Source organism: Planococcus dechangensis (assembly GCF_042654465.1).
GTDB classification, from domain to species: Bacteria; Bacillota; Bacilli; order Bacillales_A; family Planococcaceae; genus Planococcus; species Planococcus dechangensis.
In genome coordinates this window covers 1,842,593-1,859,159 of record NZ_JBHSGL010000005.1, presented here as the reverse complement: position 1 = coordinate 1,859,159, position 16,567 = coordinate 1,842,593, and the positions used below count along the sequence as shown (strand labels likewise).

Below are 16,567 nucleotides of genomic sequence, written 5' to 3'. Positions count from 1 at the left end.
AGCATCTGGATGAATCATAAAAAATACTTGGCGCTTGCTTTGCCTTTAACGTTTTCCACCGTGACCACGCCTTTGCTCGGCGCAGTCGATACAGCGGTCGTCGGCCAGCTGCCGGATCCCGCCTATCTTGGCGGCGTCGCAATCGGCGCGGTCATTTTCAATACGATGTATTGGCTGTTCGGCTTTTTGCGTGTCAGCACTTCAGGGTTTGCGGCGCAGGCGCTCGGCGCGAAAGATGAATTGCAGGAAACCTTGTCGTTTGTCCGGCCGTTTTTGATTGCGCTGCTCATCGGCCTCATGTTCCTGATCCTCCAAAATCCGATCGTTAACACTGCCATGTCGCTGCTCAATCCGGCTGAGGATGTGGAAGCTTTAGCTGTGGACTATTTCAATATCCGCATCTGGGGCGTGCCGGTAACGTTCATCAACTACGTCATCCTCGGTTGGCTCATGGGCATGTCGTGCATCCGCCTTGCCGTGACGATCCAAATTGCCATGAACTTATTGAACATTGCATTGGATTTATTGTTTGTCGTGGGGTTTTCCTGGGGCGTGGCCGGTGTGGCGTCGGCGACTTTGATCGCCGAAGTGAGTGCGATGCTGCTCGGCATCCACTTTCTCATGAAACGAACACAATTCACCTTCAATTTGCTGCCGGCGAAACAAATTTTCGAAGCGTCGGCCTTGAAAAAGATGATCGCCGTCAATCAGGATTTGTTTATCCGCACCGTGTGCTTGCTGGCGGTCTTTAATATCTTCACTTATAAAAGTGCTTCGTTCGGTACGGAAACCTTGGCTGCCAATGCCGTGCTGATTCAAATCCATTATTTGATGGCTTATTTTTTTGACGGCTTCTCGAACGCCTCGAGCATTTTGTCGGGCAAAGCGGTCGGATCGAAAGATGGAGGATTGTATAAACGGACACTCGCTTTATCCAGCCAATGGGCACTTTTCACAGCAGCGTTTTTGACCGCCATATATTGGCTGCTCAGCGAACCTGTCATCCGCTTGTTTACCGGCATTCCGGAAGTTATCGCTATTGCGGATCATTACAGCATGTGGCTGTTGCTGTTCCCGATTTCCACGAGCATCGGCATCATCTTCTACGGTATTTTCACGGGGGCGACCAACACCGCGCCGGTCCGCAAATCGATGTTGTTCGCCTTAGCTTTATTTTTGGCCGTCTATTTTCTTGCAGTTCCGGCCTTCGGCAACCACGGGCTGTGGCTGGCATTTATTGCGTTCAGCGCCGGCCGGTCGGTTTTCCTGGCCTTGTATGTTCCAGGATTAAGCAGGCGTTTTTACTTGTGAGAAATAAAGAGATCACCGTTATAAAGATTACTTGTTAAAAATTCCCACCCTGTATTTCTTTAGCCTGGAAACCATGATATTATGTAAAAAATGGGAATCAGAAAAAGGCGTTAAATGAGGGGGCAACAGCTATGCTGAAAATCATCCGCATTGTCTTGCAGATAAGTGTCATCGGCATGGCAGGCTATGCATTAATAAGCTCGAAAATGGGATTGCTGCCACTGGTCATGCTACTCGCATGGCTGTTCATGTTGGTGGCAGGATTCGAGCAAATCGAGAAAAACCAGAAAGAGTTTTGGGGCTATGCGTATGTCGTGATTGCATTATTTATCTTTATGGTATCTTGGCAAGGCTTTTTTCAAGGGGCATAGGCCATAAATAGCGAGTTGCGAAAAGGGGAGATCGGGATGTCGGAAATCGGAATGTTCGGAGCGGGAAGTTGGCTGGGGATCGTGTCGGCACTGCTGTTTGCCGCAAGTTTGTATTTCGCGTTGACGTTTTTTGAGCAATTGAAAACCGGAGAACATCGCTTGTTAAAACAAGCGAAAATCGCCGCGGTGCTATGCCTCGCGGGTGCGCTGTTGTTGCCTGCTATATACCAAATGTATTTCATCAATGAAATGATGAGATAGTGTATCACCAAACAAAGCCGAAACCGTCTGGAACACAGGGGTTCGGCTTTTTCATATGACCAGCTTTAGGAAAAGGGTTTTCCGCAAAATCTGTAGAAGTTAGTATGCAGGCAAAAGGGGGAACTAGAACTGTGACAGAGACGATCAATATGGGAGATATCCTCGCGACCTTTGTAATCCTTGGCTTTTTAATGATGGCAATCGCTATCATTGTAATATCGATTAGAAATGCGGGGAAAAAGAACAACGAGCAGAAAATATCCGCAACAGACGCCAATGCACGCATCGAAGCCTTGGAGAAACGTGTCGAGCAGCTGGAAAACGAGCGTTGAACGAATGAAGTATAGAGAGGGGGAACTACAATGGAGCTCAACGGCATGACGATAGCGATCATCATTTTTGTTCTATTCTTGCTCATCACCGGTTTTGTCGTCGGCAGTATTTTGATGGCGCTGAAGAAAACCAAATCGAAAAAAGTGGACGATGCACCGGTACATGAACAGGCAGAGTTTCAGCGTGACGTCGAAGTAAACGAAATGGACAAGCAGAATGCGGATTCAAACGATAAATTGCAGTAACACGTATGACGAAAGAGGAGCTGGCATATCTGCTCCTCTTTTTTATTTCCAGATGGCGGTATATTTTTTGCGGTATTTCGCGTCGTCCACGGATTCAATCAGTTTATGCGCGGTCTCGCGTAGCTGCTCGTCCTCTGTGGCATCAAAAAGCTTGCGGAGGCCTGCTAGCAAGTCGCCGCGGATCATCGTCAGGTGCTTTTCGCTTTTGCAGGCAGCAAAGCGCTCGGTGAAGTGTTGGATGATCCATTCTTTTTGCAGTGGACCGGCGAGCCCAACTTTCCAAATCGCTTGCAAACTATGACGTGCCGTCACGGTTTTCTCGTCATAGGTCACGTTCCATAACTTCGGGAAATCGTTCAGCATGCGATTTTTTGGATCGCTTTTCGCAAGGCCAGCCAAATACTGCGCTGCCCGCGAGCGCTGGTGGGAGTCGGAATGCACCAAGCGCTCCACCAGTTCATCCCACACGTCGTAAGCCCAGTCGACCGGGTGATCCGTCATCTTGATGAGTTGCTCGTAGGCTTGGAAGCGCGTATCCTTATCGCCCGTGGCCGATTGCTCAAACAATACTTCGATGTCTTTCTCCACCCCAATCACTCCTTTCACTCCATCATAACAAATAGATCTTGCTGAACGTGATACAGTAAAAATATAAACGAAAGAGGTGTTCACATGACGCAATGCGCATGGCCAAAAGGCGACAAACAGATGCAGGCATATCACGACGAGGAATGGTGCCGGCCAAAGCACGATGAGCGTTATTTATTTGAGTTGCTGACGCTTGAAGGGGCACAGGCTGGCTTGTCATGGCAAATTGTCCTATCAAAGCGCGATAGCTATAGGCAAGCGTTTCATGATTTCGATCTCGATTATTGTGCCGCATTGACAGACAAAGACTTAGAAACAATTAAGGAAACATACGGCGTCATCAAACACGCAGGCAAAATCAAATCTGTGCGTTCGAATGCGCAGGCAGTTCAAGCTTTAAAAGCCGAGTACGCAAGCTTCGCCGATTTTCTGTGGAGTTATACGGACGAAAAACCGGTCATCAACGACTGGCAAACGGACGCACAAATTCCCGTCCAATCGCCGTTATCTGTGCAAATCAGCAAAGACATGAAAAAGCGGGGCTTTAAGTTTGTCGGTCCCGTCACCACTTATTCGTTTTTGCAGGCAATCGGCATGGTTGACGATCATTTGGGCAGTTGCCCGTTCCATACCGCCAATCGTAAATTCGCTGACTAAAAAAATTGGGAACAATTGGATTTTAGTGTTTTCAGAAAACACCCCTTATGCTAAAATATGGAAAAGGGGTGGGACGGATGAAACTTTTGTGGCAAGCAGCAGCCGGGGCAGCTTTTATACATGGGTTGTATTGGATGACGGCGTTTCTGTTCGCTTACGTTAAAACGATGATGTATCAGCCAAATATCGAAATGCTGCTCGGCAATGAACAAGTGCTGCAGACAGAAGTGGCATTCGTCAACACCCTTTCCCCGCTTTGGTACGGAGCCAGTTTCATGGCAGTTACACTGATGCTGTGGGGATTGATGGCGTTGTTCAAGAAAGCGGCATCAACGCCGAGCTGGTAAAGTGGGAAAAACTCAAAAGCGCCAAGCAGCCATTAAATCGGCTGCTTTTTTTATTGGAATGATAAACGCCGCCCTAAAATGCTTCTCGTTTAGATTGAATTTTATGCCTTTAGCAGACAAATCCGCTTTTTCAGCAGGCTGACGCAGAAGAAAGGCTGATTTTCTTTAATCCGCAAGCACAATGGTATATAATTATGTGTTAGTAGTAGAAATTTTGTGTCATACAGGCATACAATAGATGGTGGATTTAAAACGGCAGCGGCAGTGTGTAAAGGCCGCTAATACGCGTATAGAAAAGGACGGTATATATGAGCAAAAGAGAAACAGATACAGATGTAATCTTAATCGGTGCCGGTATTATGAGCGCGACTTTGGGGATTCTCTTGAAGGAGTTGTCTCCAGACATGAAAATCAATGTCTTCGAGAAACTTTCAAGCCCTGGCGAAGAAAGCTCAAATGAATGGAACAATGCCGGTACAGGGCACGCAGCCCTTTGCGAACTCAACTACACGACCGAAAAGCCGGATGGCACGATGGACATCAGCAAAGCCATTAAAGTCAACGAACATTTCCAAGTGTCGACGCAATTTTGGTCCCATTTAGTGAAAACAGGCTTGCTGAAAAACCCGGACCAGTTTATCCGCCCGCTTCCGCACATCAGTATGGTGCAAGGCGAAGACAATGTCCGTTTCCTGAAAAACCGTTTTGATGCGATGGCAGCCAACCCGCTCTTTACGGGCATGGAATTTTCCGACGATCCGGCTGTCTTGAAAGAATGGATGCCATTGATCATGGAAAACCGCACCGACAATGAGCCGATTGCAGCTACGAAAATCGATACCGGCACAGACGTCAACTTCGGTGCGCTAACGCGCATGTTGTTTGACCGTCTCGTCCAAGAACACGTCAATGTCTATTACCGCCATGTGGTACAGGACTTGAAACAGATGAAAGACGGCCGTTGGTTGCTGAAAGTCCGCAATTTGGAAACCGGCAAAATCGATATGCACACGGCGAAGTTCGTCTTTATCGGCGGCGGCGGCGGAAGCATCCACCTGCTGCAGAAATCCGGTATTCCGGAGTCGAAACAAATCGGTGGATTCCCGGTCAGCGGCTTGTTCATGGTCTGCAAAAACCCGGAAGTCATCGAACAGCACCACGCGAAAGTTTACGGCAAAGCGAAAGTCGGCGCGCCGCCGATGTCCGTGCCTCACTTGGACACGCGCTTTATCGACGACAAGAAATCATTGTTGTTCGGGCCGTTCGCAGGCTTCACGCCGAAGTTTTTGAAAACCGGTTCGTATCTGGACCTGGTCAGCTCGGTTAAACCGAATAACTTATTGACGATGCTGTCAGGCGGGGCTAAAAACTTGTCCCTTACACAATACTTGATCCAACAAGTCATCCAGTCGAAAGAACAGCGCATGGAAGAGCTGCGTGACTTCATCCCGACCGCTAAGAGCGAAGATTGGGACCTCGTCGTAGCCGGACAGCGCGTTCAAGTCATCAAAGATACCGAGGCAGGCGGCAAAGGTACGCTGCAATTCGGTACGGAACTCGTCACGGCTGAAGACGGCTCGATTGCAGCGTTGCTCGGCGCATCTCCAGGAGCCTCTACGGCTGTCCAGGTTATGCTAGATATTCTTGATCGCTGCTTCCCGGAAGAACTCGAAAATTGGGAGCCGCAACTCAAGGAAATGATTCCGTCTTACCGCAAATCCTTGATGGACAACCCGGATCTATTGAAGCACGTTCACCAGTACACAGCAGAAGTGCTCGAGTTGAACGAAGTAAAACCGGCTGACCATTCACCGGAAGATCTGACCCCTCAAATTTAAGGAATTACACAAAAGAAACCCGCCGATTTCATCGGCGGGCTTCTTTTTGAATGCGGGCTTGTTCGTCACCTTAGAGAGCTGGGTAATAAAAAAACGCCCTTCCGGATAACAGAAGTGCGTTGGACTGCAATTTAGTTTCTGAAGTAAGGCGTTTTCTTTAATGCCGCAACGAGCGGGATCGCAAGAATCAAGCCGACTGCGTTTTGGACGAGGTTGCCCGGGATGGATGCAGCAGGGATGATCCAGCTGCTGAAGATGATCGCTTCGCCAATATAGTAGATGGCGACCATGACCGGAATCGACAAGACACAGGCCAAAATGTTAAGGCCAAAGTTATCGCCGCTGCGTCCGCCAGACCAGGCGATTTTCCCGACAAGGTAGCCTTGCAGTCCGCGTGCGATGATCGTAATCGGTGCCCATAGCGTCCAGCCGGACACTAAATCGAAGAGCCCCATGCCGGCCGCACCGGCGATTGCGCCTTTTTTCGGCCCGAACAAGAGCGCAGCTGTGAAGAGCATCGTTGTGCCGAGGTGGACCAGCCCGCCATTTGCTGCGATCGGCAGGCGAATATTAAGCAGCAGCGTCGCAACGAATACGAGCGCGATGAGCATCGACGTGATGATCATGCTATACGTGCGTCCGCTGGAGTAAGTTGTAGTTCTTTGCATGGAATGATTCCTTCTTTCTTTTCCGGTCGCTTAGAGAGCTGATAGCCTACAAGCAACGTCATGTAGTTTTTGATTACTTTAGCAAGGAATTGACCCAGTTGAAAGTATCAATACTGAAGTATTTTTAGGGGTCAGTTTGAAAGGCTTTAAAATCTGAATAATTTAAACAGGCGGGGAGTGGCAATTTTCCAGCGTTGCTTTTAATATGAAAAACAAACAGGCCCTAAGAAAGGATCGGTTGCATGCTTGCTACAGTGTTGATTGGACTGACCATTTTGTTGATGCTTGCGAATCTGTGGTTCTTTTTCACGGGCCGCAAATTCAAAAACAGCCATTTTCATCCGCCGCTTTTCCAAAAATTATTTTTTTCCTTGGTCGGCATTACGTTCGGGTTTGCGGTGCTTTACTACGTACTCGGCACTCAGAATGATATTTTGCGCATCGCCACTGCAGAAGGGGATGACGGGGCGGAAAGCTTTTGGGATTATTTGTACTTCAGTGGCACGACGATGCTGTCGGTCGGCTACGGAGACATTGTGCCGGTGGGCAGTGCACGCTTTTTCTCACTGGTTCAGGCCGCAATTGGCTTATTACTGCCTGCGGCATATTTCGCCAAAGTTTTAACCGGAAACGGAAAAGAAAGCGAAGTGGAGCAAGAAGAAGCGGAAGCATCGGGGAAGTCGGAAAATTAAGCTGATCGATCAAAAGATTGACAGAAGGGGCAGCATCCGTTATTGTTAACTACGCGATGAGCTAAGCTGCATAAGACGGACAGGCACCCTTAATTGGAAACACGTTGTGGAGCGTGGCCTGATACGCCGCAGCTATCGATACACCCCGCCCTTGTGGCTGGGGTGTTTTTTAATGGAAAAAACCCCGTGCGCCGAACTTAGCGCACGGGGTTTCCGTCATATTCATCAATAAGCCAGCCAGCCGGAATCGGCCGTAATGATGCTGCCGTTGACGAAGCTCGATTCATCGGATGCGAGGAACAAGGCGACGTAAGCAATTTCTTCCGGCTTGCCGATACGCGGATTGACGGCCATGCCGGGTTGCGTGCGGCCCATGCCGAATTCGTTGATATGGGTCATCGTCGAACCGATATTGGTTTCGACGCCGCCTGGTGCGATCGCGTTGCAACGGATGCCGCTATTGGCGTACATAAAGCCGGTGTTTTTCGTGAAGCCGACGACCGCATGTTTCGTGGCAGTATAGGTGGCACCTGCTCGCGATCCCTGCAGCCCTCCGGCAGAGGCGATATTGATGATATTGCCTGAGCCTTTTTCAAGGAAAACTTTCAATGCTTTTCGTGTGGCGCGCATGACGCCGGTCGTATTGACGGCGAATATCCGCTCCCAACTGTCGTCATCGATATCGCCGGCCGCTTCGAAATTATCCATGATGCCAGCGTTGTTGACGAGGATATCGAGCGTGCCGAATTCAGCGACGGCGCTGTCGACAAGTGTCTGGATGTCTTGTTCTTTCGCGACATTGCACGCCACGGCAATGGCTTCACCGCCGTGCGCTTTGATGTCTTCGGCGACTGCGTCTGCACCTTGTTGGTTAATATCAGAGACGACGACTTTTGCGCCTTCTTTCGCATACAAAGTCGCGATGGATTTCCCCATGCCGGACGCTGCACCGGTGACGATTGCTACTTTACCTGCTAATCTCATTTGTTTCATCCTCTCTTATTCCGTTAATATATGTGGCCTTTCTAGGTTGAGAATTTTGTAAACCCAATTCCAAAAGCAAGCTGCTTGCCTTGGTGATTTGGCAACGGGTCTTCCGCCATTTCATAAAAGAAAAATATCAGCGCTCCAGTTCACAGGCGGCTTTCAGGTTTTCCAGCGTATGGCGCAATGTGGTTCTTTCCAAACGGTCATAGACGAGGCGCTCGGTGAAGCGGTCGAATGCGCTATCGGGCAAGTCGATTTCGAGTTCAAACGTGACTTCAGTGCCGCCGTCCATGGCGCGGTAATGGCTCTTCTGATGGGCGATAAAGCTGCCGGTGATGATGCCTTCCCAAAAACCTTCCTGGCCGATGCGTTCACAGCGGATGACGTTGATGGCCACAGGAAAGCGCAAGCCGATTATGGAAAATACCGTATCGACTTCAGTGCCCGCATCACCGGTCCCGTCGATTTTCTCCGGCTTCGATAAATGGTTGTAGAAACTCGTCCAGTTTTCGGGATTCTTGGCGAACTGAAAAACATCGTCGATCGGCGCTTGGATAAATAGGCTTTGATGAGCACGAGCCATTGTTTTTCCCCCTCTGCAATCAAGCTAGTAAAAAATATCTGAAAATTAAGTTAATTATAAGTCGAAAGCACTGCCTATGTAAAGCTCATCCGCTTGAAGGCGAGCGCAGCATGCCCGATAATGAAGACAATACATCACCATTCAGGAGAAAGGAGGGCAGCTATGGAATTTTGGCTCAGCGACAATCATATCCGTAAATTATGCGGCCAGGCTGCCTATAAAAAAGGCCAGGCCTTTCACATGGCCGGAAAAGTCCGCATTGAACAAGCGGATGACAAATGCGTCACAGGCGTCGTCGAGGGGCGCGATTTGTTTCATGTCACATTGACCCGCTCCCAAGCAGGGACCGTGAACGCTGTATGCAGCTGTCCGCCTGTCGGCTTTATCCATACATATTGCCATCACATTGCAGCGGTCATGATCGCCGCAGAAGAACTCGGGCACCGGGAACGCCCGCTTGCCGAACAGATGATGGGGCTATTCCAAGAAGATGCCAAACCTGCTGCGCGGCTGCACCGTTTTGACCGGCGCGTGCCTTATCATGTCGAAGTGGTCGTGCAAAATGGAGGCGACGGTGTACTAGCCGTCGGATTCCGCAGCGGCACGGCGATTTTAAAAAACGTCCGGCATCCGGCAAGCTTTGCTGCTGCTTTGGCGAATGGCCAAGGCATAGAGCTGTATGACCCGCTCCGCCACTCACTCGAACAGCCGGTGCTCGATGTGCTTCAGTATTTAGAGAAAAGCAATTCCCAACCGGCTGACAACGGCACACTGATCATATCTGCGAGCGATTGGGAGCATTTGTTGCCGCTGCTGCGCAATATGGCGCATGTCAAATTCGAAAATCCGCTCGGCGAGATGTTGCCGCTTCGCGTGACCGATAGTTTGCCGGTATCGTTCCGCTTGGATCATCAAGCCGGTGCATACCGCCTTATCGTACGCGGTTTGGATCAGCTGCAAGTTTTTCCGAAATACGGAATGGCCATCACCGAAGAAGCGATTGTCCAACCGGCCGCGACTGACATGAAGCGCTTATCGGGACTGCAGGAATTGATGACAGGTGCCGGTGAAGAGCTGCCGATTGAAGAAAGCCAAGTGGGGCATATGATGAAGACTGTCCTGCCGGGCCTCGAAAAGCTCGGGCCGGTCATCGTGACCGAAGGGGCGATTGAAAAATTAGGGGAGACGCCGCTGCGCGCAAAATTATACTTGGACCGCGTGCGCAATCGCCTGCTTGCCGGACTGGAATTTCATTACGGCCAGCTTATCATCAACCCGTGCGAAGAACCGGAAGGAACGTACCGGCAGTATCCAGGCGTTTTTCGCCAGCTGGCAAAAGAGCAGACGATCATGAAGTTAATGGACTCCGGACGGCTTACCCGCACGGACGGTGGATTTTATTTGCAGGACGAGGAAGCGGAATACGAATTTTTATTCGACACCGTTCCCTTGCTGGAAGAATGGCTCGACGTCTATGCGACGACATCGGTCAAACTGCGCATCGAGAAAACTTTGCCGGGCCCGAAAATACGCGTCAATTTGCCGAAAGACCGAACCGATTGGCTGGAGTTCCGTTTCGACCTCGGGGGCATCCCGGAAGACGAATTGCGTGGCATCATCCGCGCCATCAGGGAAAAAAAGCGCTATTTCCGCATCCCTGACGGTACGTTAATGTCTTTGGAAACGCCAGGAATGGCAGCGTTTGAAGAGTATTTGGAGACGATGAACATCGATGAAGACAATTTTGAACGCGTGCAGCGTGTGCCGTTGCTCGAAGGCATGCGGCTTACCGGCACATTGGAACAATACGAGCTGGCGGAAACCGGGACGGAGTTTGCACGGCTTTTGAAAGATTTGCACCATCCGTGGACACGCACCGAACAGCTGCCGCCTTCATTGGCGCCTGTTTTGCGTGATTACCAACAGCGTGGGTTCAGCTGGTTTCGCCTGCTTGCGCAATATGGTTTCGGCGGCATATTAGCCGATGAAATGGGGCTCGGGAAAACTGTCCAAAGCATCGCCTTCTTACAGTCGGTACTGAGCGACATCCGGGCCAGCGATGAACCGGCATTGATCGTTGCCCCGTCATCACTCATGTACAATTGGCGCGCGGAATTCGAACAGTTTGCACCGGACATTCGGACCGTCATCGTCGACGGGGCGAAAGCGAATCGCACAAAGGCGCTCCAACAGCCGGCAGACGTTTATATCACTTCGTATCCTGCGCTGCGGATGGACCGTGGGGCGTATAAAGATTGGAAATTCTATACGATTTTCTTTGATGAAGCGCAAGCCTTCAAAAACCCGGCAACGCAAACCGCAAAAGCCGTCAAAGAATTGAACGCGCGCCACCGTTTTGCCTTGACCGGAACGCCAATCGAAAACTCGCTAGATGAATTGTGGTCGATTTTTCATGTCGTTTTTCCGGCATTGCTGCCGGACCGCAACCAATTTGCGGAAATGCGCAATGCCGATATCGCCAAGCGCGTCCGCCCATTCCTGTTGCGCCGCACAAAAGCCGAAGTGCTCGGGGAAGTGCCGCAAAAGGTCGAGCGCATCGAGCATTCCGAGCTCCACGAAGAACAGAAGAAACTGTACACCGCTTACCTGGCAGAGCTGCGCCACGAAGCTCTGAAGCATCTGCGCGACAAGAGCATGCGCAAAAACCGCATCCGCATTCTCGCGGGATTGACGCGTTTGCGGCAATTATGCTGCCATCCGTCATTATTTGTAGAAGACTATAAAGGCGGTTCGGCGAAATTCGATCAATTGATGGAGATTTTGGAAGAAGCCCGCTTGACCGGCCGGCGTGTGCTGGTATTTTCCCAGTTCACCGGCATGCTCAGCCTCATTGGCCAGTCTTTATTGAGATCCGGCCGCTCGTATTTCTATTTGGACGGAGCGACGCCGCCGAAAGAACGCGTGGAATTGTGCGACCGCTTTAACGAAGGCGAAGAGGACCTGTTTTTGATTTCCTTGAAAGCGGGCGGAACCGGCCTCAATTTGACTGGTGCCGACACGGTCATTTTATACGACCTGTGGTGGAACCCGGCAGTCGAACAGCAAGCAGCGGGCCGCGCACACCGAATGGGGCAGACCCAGGAAGTGCAAGTGCTGCGTCTGGTGGCAAAAGGGACGATCGAAGACAAGATGTACGACCTGCAGCTGCGCAAGCAAGACTTGGTGGATGAAATGATCCAGTCAGGGCCGGAAGCCATAAGCGCGATGAGCGAAGAAGACATCCGGGAAATTTTGATGATTTAAATGAAATACGGATAGTATGAGAAACAATGTGAAGTTGAGATTTCGTTGCATTCAGACACCGTTCCACCTGTCGAATCCAAAGAAATCAAAAACAGTTCAGTTTTCACCAGCGTATACTCGTCCAACTAAGCGTATTCTAGCCAAGTGAAAAGAAAAGTAGAGGACACCCTTTCACAAATTAAACACAACGAAATCGTCAAGCCGCCTCGCGCTTACGGGTGAAGCGAAGCAATGAGACAGCGGGTTTCTGGCTCATGGCGAAAGCTCAACCCCAAGCGAGGCTGCGATTGCTTTAGTGAAAAACGATCAATGATTTCTCAAATACACAAAAAAACTCTAGCCACCAACAGTAATTACTCTAAAACGCAAAAATCTCTTCCGACATGCGGAAGAGATTTTCTTATTATTTCTTAACAATATAAGCCATATGGCGGCCGCATTGCTTGTCCTCGCGGTACGAGAAGCCGTCCGGGCTCATATAAGTGCAGCTCCAGTCGATATCGATATGTTCCGGAAGGACGCCTGCGCGCTCAAGCTGGGTTTTGACAGTCAGCTGGTTATCGATATGGTATTTTCCAGTCGCCTCATTAAATTCGATGAACGGATCAGCATAGCCGAGTGCTTTGAACTTCAAGCAGACATCCTCGTCTACTTCAAACTTTTCCTGGCTGAGCGCCATGCCGATCTGCACGCGGAACCCTGCCGGATCGCATCCTTCATGATCGGTCAAATGCGCAAACAGCTGAGGAACGAGTTCCTTCACGGTTCCTTGCCAACCCGAATGAACAGCGCCGACCAACTCTTCCGTAACGTGATAAAACGTCACCGGCACACAATCGGCGGCGAAACTGCTGAGAACGAGGCCGGCTTCACGTGTGTACAGCGCATCAGTGTCCAAAATAGCATCTTCGATCGTACGTGCGCCTTTTCCGGCGTCTGCACGGGTGACTTTCTGGAAATGGCTGCTATGGGTTTGATTGGCGCATACCAAGTCATCAATCGTATAACCGAATGTCGACAACAATGCTTCGCGATTGGCCAGTGAATGCGCGCGGTCAATTCCCGCATGAAGCGCCAAGTTGTTGTGGCTGCCGGTGTGCAGGTCTTTGATGGTCATACCTGCTGTATAGGAATCGTTATCGATATAATTTTTTTGGTTCATCTAAATCCCCTCCGCTTCTATTGTAGCGGCTCGGCTAAAGCTTCGCCAATGGACTGTTGGGACGGCAGAATTTTTTTCATTGGCGGAGCGGTCGATAAGCTTTGTCTGGCCATTGTTTGGTAAGATAAGAGGAAAGAAAATCGAGGTGATGGCATGGAACCGGAAAAGATTTTGAAAAAGGTCAAAGGACGCGTGCCGGAAGTGCTCGGCAACCGGGATTTCTCTAAATATGCGATTTTGCTGCCACTCATAGAAAAAGAAGACGGCGTCCATATTCTATTTGAAGTGCGTTCATTTGAAATGAGGCGGCAACCGGGAGAGATTTGTTTTCCAGGCGGCCGGATCGACCGCGGCGATGAAGATGAAAAAGAGACCGCTTTGCGTGAGACAATGGAAGAACTCGGCATTGAAAAGACGGCAATCAGCAATGTGTTCCCGCTCGATTACATCGTTTCACCGTTTGGCATGATCGTCTACTCATTTGCCGGCTTTATCGATCCCCACACGGAGTTTACGCCGAATCCACAGGAAGTTGATACGGTCTTCACGGTGCCGCTTCAGTTTTTTCTGGATAACGAACCGCGTGTGTACCGCATCGATTTTGATATCCAGCCGGAAGAAAGTTTTCCTTACGATTTGATTGCAGGGGGCGAAAACTACAGTTGGCGCGCCCGCCAAGTGGATGAATTTTTCTATATATACGAAGACCGCGTCATTTGGGGACTGACCGCAAAAATACTGATGCATTTCATGGAAGTCATCCGCTGAGCCATTCGGCCGATATTCGGTGAATTTCGCCTACAGCCTTTTCAGCGTCCTTGAACATGTGTATAATTATGCGAAATAGTGAAACTAAAATTATTGCATTAAAAGGAGATATGACCATGACGACTTATCAATTGGAAGTAATCGAGAATACTGCGAAAAAAGACAAGCCGGCACAGGACCAGATTGCGTTCGGCCAAACGTTTACCGATCATATGTACATCATGGAGTATCATACCGAAAAAGGCTGGTATGACCCGAAAATCGTTCCTTATGGCCCGATTTCCTTGGATCCAGCGGCAATGATTTTCCATTACGGACAGACGGTTTTTGAAGGGATGAAAGCCTACCGGACAGAAGACGGGCGCATTTTATTGTTCCGCCCGGAGAAGAACTTCGAGCGTCTGAATTTGTCGAGCGAACGCTTGAGCATTCCGGCGATTGATGAGGAATTGGTGCTGGAGCATCTGAAGCAATTAATCAAACTCGAGCAGGATTGGGTACCGAAAACACCGGGCACTTCGCTTTATATCCGCCCTTACATCATCTCGACCGATGCGAATTTGGCGGTCGGCCCGTCTGCGACTTATAAATATATGGTCATCTTGTCACCGGTCGGTTCGTACTTCACAGGCGGCTTGAAACCGGTCGTTATCCACGTTGAAGACCAGTTCACACGTGCGGTCAAAGGTGGCACGGGGATGGCGAAGACAGCGGGGAACTATTCATCCGGTTACCAAGCGCAGGCAAATGCCAAAAAAGAAGGCAATGCGGACGTGTTATGGCTCGACGGTGTTGAAAAGCGCTATATCGAAGAAGTCGGCAGCATGAACATCTTCTTCAAAATCGATGGGGAAGTGGTTACGCCAGAACTCAACGGCAGTATCCTAAAAGGCATCACGCGCATGTCGATCATCGAGCTATTGAATTCATGGGGCATCCCGGTGACCGAGAAACGCATGGCGATCGATGAGTTGTACGAAGCCTACCAAGCCGGAAAAGTGGAAGAAGTATTCGGCACAGGTACGGCTGCGGTCATCTCTCCGGTCGGCGAATTGAACTGGCAAGGCAAGAAAATGATTATCAACAATCATGAAATCGGCGAATTGTCGCAAAAGCTTTATGACACCATCACCGGCATCCAGACGGGCAAAGTGGAAGACACGCTTGGCTGGACGGTGGAAGTAAAATAAAGTACCATCCCGGCAATCCCTGAGGACAGTGAAATCCTCCGGAAATAACCTATTAATCGAATCACCGGCTTCCTTTTTTAAGGAGCCGGTTTTTTCGTTTATTGGAGTAAGAAGCGATTTGCTTATAGGTATAAAAGTCTGAATTATTAGACTTCTTTATTGTAATTTCCAAAAAAATCCTTCATGATGAAGCTAATAGTCAAGCTCAAAGGAGATGGAGGCATGAAATTAAGCGATCGGTATATTCACGCAGTGCTCGAGCGGCTGCCAAAAAACAGTCGCGGCAAAGCGGAGACAGACCTCAGGCGCAAACTGTCAGAACGGCTGACAGATGGCAGCAGTGAAAGCGAAGAGCGGACAGTGCTTCAGGAATTCGGTCATCCGGCATTGATGGCTGAGCAGTATGGCAAAGTGAGGCGCTATTTGATCGGGCCGCGTTATTTCGATCTGTATGTCCGGCTGCTGCGGCTTATCATCCCAATTGCGGTGCTGGTGACGCTCATTGTGGTAACCATCGTCGGCATCGTTTCAGGGATTGGGCAAGACGAAACGCTGTTTAATGTACTCGGTTCACTGATCGGCAATATCATCAGCGCAATCCTTAATACGATTATGCAAACTTTGTTCTGGATTACGCTTGTAGTCGCCTTCATAGACTGGGCGGACAAATCGGGCGTGGAAACGCCGCTCGGATTGACGATGGAAGAGTGGACGCCGGAAGACTTGAAGCAATGGGAAAGCCAGGAAAGTTTGTTGGAACCCGTCGAAGCCAAAGTGGCAAAAAGCCAAATTTTCGGCAGCTTGATCTGGATGGTCATTTGGACGACAGTTTATTTCAATGCCGATAAAGTGCTCGGCATCTATACAGACGACGGGGAAGGCTTGCGCTTTCAGATGGCGATGTTCAACCAGGACGTGCTCATATCTTATTGGCCGTTCGTTGCGCTCGTCATTGTATTGGAATTGGCGCTTGCCATTTGGCAATGGCGTGCTGGCTATTGGAATTTCCGGCTCGCTACATTCAATGCTGCCGTGCAGACGGTTTCGGTATTAGTGTTTGTCCTTGTCTTGACCAATTCTGAGTTGCTCAACCCGGAGTTTTCCGCATTTTTGTCTGAGACATTCGGAGGGACGAACGCGCTCACATGGATTTTCGGTGCTATCGTAGTAATGATGATCGTGGGGGCGTTAAGCGATGTGGTTCAAGGATACCGCCGCGCAGCGAAGCGCCAGAGGGGCACTGCGCCGCCGCAATGATCAGTGGAGAAGCAATACAGTTTCAGCTAAACTGGAAAGGATGAA

General features: G+C 49.9%; 18 protein-coding genes. 13 read left to right on the top strand and 5 right to left on the bottom strand.

All coding sequences use genetic code 11. The annotated features are described in order from the left end of the window. Positions 1-9 precede the first annotated feature (9 nt). The 5 genes from ACFO5U_RS12345 (at position 10) to ACFO5U_RS12325 (ending at position 2,521) form a co-directional block, all read left to right on the top strand. Positions 10-1,311: an MATE family efflux transporter gene (locus ACFO5U_RS12345; protein WP_377279368.1), complete on the top strand. Its 1,302-nt coding sequence runs from the start codon at positions 10-12 to the stop codon at positions 1,309-1,311. Between the two features lie 131 nt (positions 1,312-1,442). Further along, the gene (locus tag ACFO5U_RS12340; protein ID WP_377279367.1) at positions 1,443-1,682 is read left to right on the top strand and encodes a hypothetical protein; all 240 of its coding nucleotides are present in this window, start codon (positions 1,443-1,445) and stop codon (positions 1,680-1,682) included. Between the two features lie 36 nt (positions 1,683-1,718). Then, positions 1,719-1,943 carry a hypothetical protein gene (locus ACFO5U_RS12335; RefSeq protein ID WP_377279366.1) on the top strand — a complete coding sequence of 75 codons (225 nt, stop codon included), beginning with the start codon at positions 1,719-1,721 and terminating at the stop codon, positions 1,941-1,943. Positions 1,944-2,074: 131 nt separating this feature from the next. After that, on the top strand, positions 2,075-2,275 hold the full coding sequence (locus ACFO5U_RS12330) for a hypothetical protein (protein ID WP_377279365.1): 201 nt from the start codon (positions 2,075-2,077) through the stop codon (positions 2,273-2,275). 30 nt (positions 2,276-2,305) lie between these two features. Next, complete coding sequence (locus tag ACFO5U_RS12325; protein ID WP_377279364.1) at positions 2,306-2,521, top strand: hypothetical protein; 216 nt, start codon at positions 2,306-2,308, stop codon at positions 2,519-2,521. Between the two features lie 42 nt (positions 2,522-2,563). Here the strand turns inward: ACFO5U_RS12325 and ACFO5U_RS12320 are convergent, their stop codons facing one another. After that, on the bottom strand, positions 2,564-3,109 hold the full coding sequence (locus tag ACFO5U_RS12320; protein ID WP_377279363.1) for a hypothetical protein: 546 nt from the start codon (positions 3,107-3,109) through the stop codon (positions 2,564-2,566). An 84-nt stretch (positions 3,110-3,193) separates the two neighbouring features. On the opposite strand from ACFO5U_RS12320, the gene ACFO5U_RS12315 reads away from it, so the two are divergent. From ACFO5U_RS12315 to mqo, 3 genes are all read left to right on the top strand, one after another. Further along, positions 3,194-3,766, top strand: coding sequence for a DNA-3-methyladenine glycosylase I (locus ACFO5U_RS12315; RefSeq protein WP_377279362.1), 573 nt, complete (start codon positions 3,194-3,196; stop codon positions 3,764-3,766). A gap of 77 nt (positions 3,767-3,843) precedes the next feature. Beyond that, positions 3,844-4,113, top strand: a complete 270-nt coding sequence (locus ACFO5U_RS12310; protein WP_377279361.1) for a hypothetical protein — start codon at positions 3,844-3,846, stop codon at positions 4,111-4,113. Positions 4,114-4,421: 308 nt separating this feature from the next. After that, on the top strand, positions 4,422-5,951 hold the full coding sequence (gene mqo / locus ACFO5U_RS12305) for a malate dehydrogenase (quinone) (protein ID WP_377279360.1): 1,530 nt from the start codon (positions 4,422-4,424) through the stop codon (positions 5,949-5,951). Between the two features lie 131 nt (positions 5,952-6,082). On the opposite strand, the gene ACFO5U_RS12300 is transcribed toward mqo, so the two are convergent. Continuing rightward, positions 6,083-6,619 (bottom strand): ECF transporter S component, encoded by a 537-nt coding sequence (locus ACFO5U_RS12300; RefSeq protein WP_377279359.1) that lies wholly within the window; start codon positions 6,617-6,619, stop codon positions 6,083-6,085. A gap of 242 nt (positions 6,620-6,861) precedes the next feature. On the opposite strand from ACFO5U_RS12300, the gene ACFO5U_RS12295 reads away from it, so the two are divergent. Next, on the top strand, positions 6,862-7,311 hold the full coding sequence (locus ACFO5U_RS12295; RefSeq protein WP_377279358.1) for a potassium channel family protein: 450 nt from the start codon (positions 6,862-6,864) through the stop codon (positions 7,309-7,311). Between the two features lie 225 nt (positions 7,312-7,536). On the opposite strand, the gene ACFO5U_RS12290 is transcribed toward ACFO5U_RS12295, so the two are convergent. Continuing rightward, positions 7,537-8,295 (bottom strand): SDR family oxidoreductase, encoded by a 759-nt coding sequence (locus tag ACFO5U_RS12290; protein WP_377279357.1) that lies wholly within the window; start codon positions 8,293-8,295, stop codon positions 7,537-7,539. A 136-nt stretch (positions 8,296-8,431) separates the two neighbouring features. Then, complete coding sequence (locus ACFO5U_RS12285; protein WP_377279356.1) at positions 8,432-8,881, bottom strand: SRPBCC family protein; 450 nt, start codon at positions 8,879-8,881, stop codon at positions 8,432-8,434. Between the two features lie 162 nt (positions 8,882-9,043). On the opposite strand from ACFO5U_RS12285, the gene ACFO5U_RS12280 reads away from it, so the two are divergent. After that, on the top strand, positions 9,044-12,145 hold the full coding sequence (locus tag ACFO5U_RS12280; protein WP_377279355.1) for a DEAD/DEAH box helicase: 3,102 nt from the start codon (positions 9,044-9,046) through the stop codon (positions 12,143-12,145). Between the two features lie 403 nt (positions 12,146-12,548). Here ACFO5U_RS12280 and ACFO5U_RS12275 read toward each other — a convergent pair whose 3' ends face one another. Next, the gene (locus tag ACFO5U_RS12275) at positions 12,549-13,307 is read right to left on the bottom strand and encodes a purine nucleoside phosphorylase YfiH/LACC1 family protein (protein ID WP_377279354.1); all 759 of its coding nucleotides are present in this window, start codon (positions 13,305-13,307) and stop codon (positions 12,549-12,551) included. A 153-nt stretch (positions 13,308-13,460) separates the two neighbouring features. Here ACFO5U_RS12275 and ACFO5U_RS12270 point away from each other — a divergent pair, with 153 nt between their 5' ends. The 3 genes from ACFO5U_RS12270 to ACFO5U_RS12260 all read left to right on the top strand — a co-directional run bounded on the left by ACFO5U_RS12270 (position 13,461) and on the right by ACFO5U_RS12260 (position 16,522). Then, positions 13,461-14,075 (top strand): NUDIX hydrolase, encoded by a 615-nt coding sequence (locus tag ACFO5U_RS12270; protein WP_377279353.1) that lies wholly within the window; start codon positions 13,461-13,463, stop codon positions 14,073-14,075. Positions 14,076-14,191: 116 nt separating this feature from the next. Then, a complete protein-coding gene (locus tag ACFO5U_RS12265; RefSeq protein WP_377279352.1) occupies positions 14,192-15,265 on the top strand; it encodes a branched-chain amino acid aminotransferase in 1,074 nt (357 codons plus the stop codon). A 222-nt stretch (positions 15,266-15,487) separates the two neighbouring features. Next, the gene (locus ACFO5U_RS12260) at positions 15,488-16,522 is read left to right on the top strand and encodes a hypothetical protein (RefSeq protein ID WP_377279351.1); all 1,035 of its coding nucleotides are present in this window, start codon (positions 15,488-15,490) and stop codon (positions 16,520-16,522) included. Positions 16,523-16,567: the final 45 nt, after the last annotated feature.

What these genes read in the sequence shown, in the direction of transcription:
- ACFO5U_RS12275 (WP_377279354.1), bottom strand. Translation starts at nt 13,307, where the DNA reads ATGAACCAAAAAAATTATATCGATAACGATTCCTATACAGCAGGTATG.
- ACFO5U_RS12295 (WP_377279358.1), top strand. Translation starts at nt 6,862, where the DNA reads ATGCTTGCTACAGTGTTGATTGGACTGACCATTTTGTTGATGCTTGCG.
- ACFO5U_RS12300 (WP_377279359.1), bottom strand. Translation starts at nt 6,619, where the DNA reads ATGCAAAGAACTACAACTTACTCCAGCGGACGCACGTATAGCATGATC.
- ACFO5U_RS12315 (WP_377279362.1), top strand. Translation starts at nt 3,194, where the DNA reads ATGACGCAATGCGCATGGCCAAAAGGCGACAAACAGATGCAGGCATAT.
- ACFO5U_RS12285 (WP_377279356.1), bottom strand. Translation starts at nt 8,881, where the DNA reads ATGGCTCGTGCTCATCAAAGCCTATTTATCCAAGCGCCGATCGACGAT.
- ACFO5U_RS12310 (WP_377279361.1), top strand. Translation starts at nt 3,844, where the DNA reads ATGAAACTTTTGTGGCAAGCAGCAGCCGGGGCAGCTTTTATACATGGG.
- ACFO5U_RS12265 (WP_377279352.1), top strand. Translation starts at nt 14,192, where the DNA reads ATGACGACTTATCAATTGGAAGTAATCGAGAATACTGCGAAAAAAGAC.
- ACFO5U_RS12345 (WP_377279368.1), top strand. Translation starts at nt 10, where the DNA reads ATGAATCATAAAAAATACTTGGCGCTTGCTTTGCCTTTAACGTTTTCC.
- ACFO5U_RS12260 (WP_377279351.1), top strand. Translation starts at nt 15,488, where the DNA reads ATGAAATTAAGCGATCGGTATATTCACGCAGTGCTCGAGCGGCTGCCA.
- ACFO5U_RS12290 (WP_377279357.1), bottom strand. Translation starts at nt 8,295, where the DNA reads ATGAGATTAGCAGGTAAAGTAGCAATCGTCACCGGTGCAGCGTCCGGC.
- ACFO5U_RS12270 (WP_377279353.1), top strand. Translation starts at nt 13,461, where the DNA reads ATGGAACCGGAAAAGATTTTGAAAAAGGTCAAAGGACGCGTGCCGGAA.
- ACFO5U_RS12280 (WP_377279355.1), top strand. Translation starts at nt 9,044, where the DNA reads ATGGAATTTTGGCTCAGCGACAATCATATCCGTAAATTATGCGGCCAG.
- ACFO5U_RS12340 (WP_377279367.1), top strand. Translation starts at nt 1,443, where the DNA reads ATGCTGAAAATCATCCGCATTGTCTTGCAGATAAGTGTCATCGGCATG.
- ACFO5U_RS12335 (WP_377279366.1), top strand. Translation starts at nt 1,719, where the DNA reads ATGTCGGAAATCGGAATGTTCGGAGCGGGAAGTTGGCTGGGGATCGTG.
- ACFO5U_RS12325 (WP_377279364.1), top strand. Translation starts at nt 2,306, where the DNA reads ATGGAGCTCAACGGCATGACGATAGCGATCATCATTTTTGTTCTATTC.
- mqo (WP_377279360.1), top strand. Translation starts at nt 4,422, where the DNA reads ATGAGCAAAAGAGAAACAGATACAGATGTAATCTTAATCGGTGCCGGT.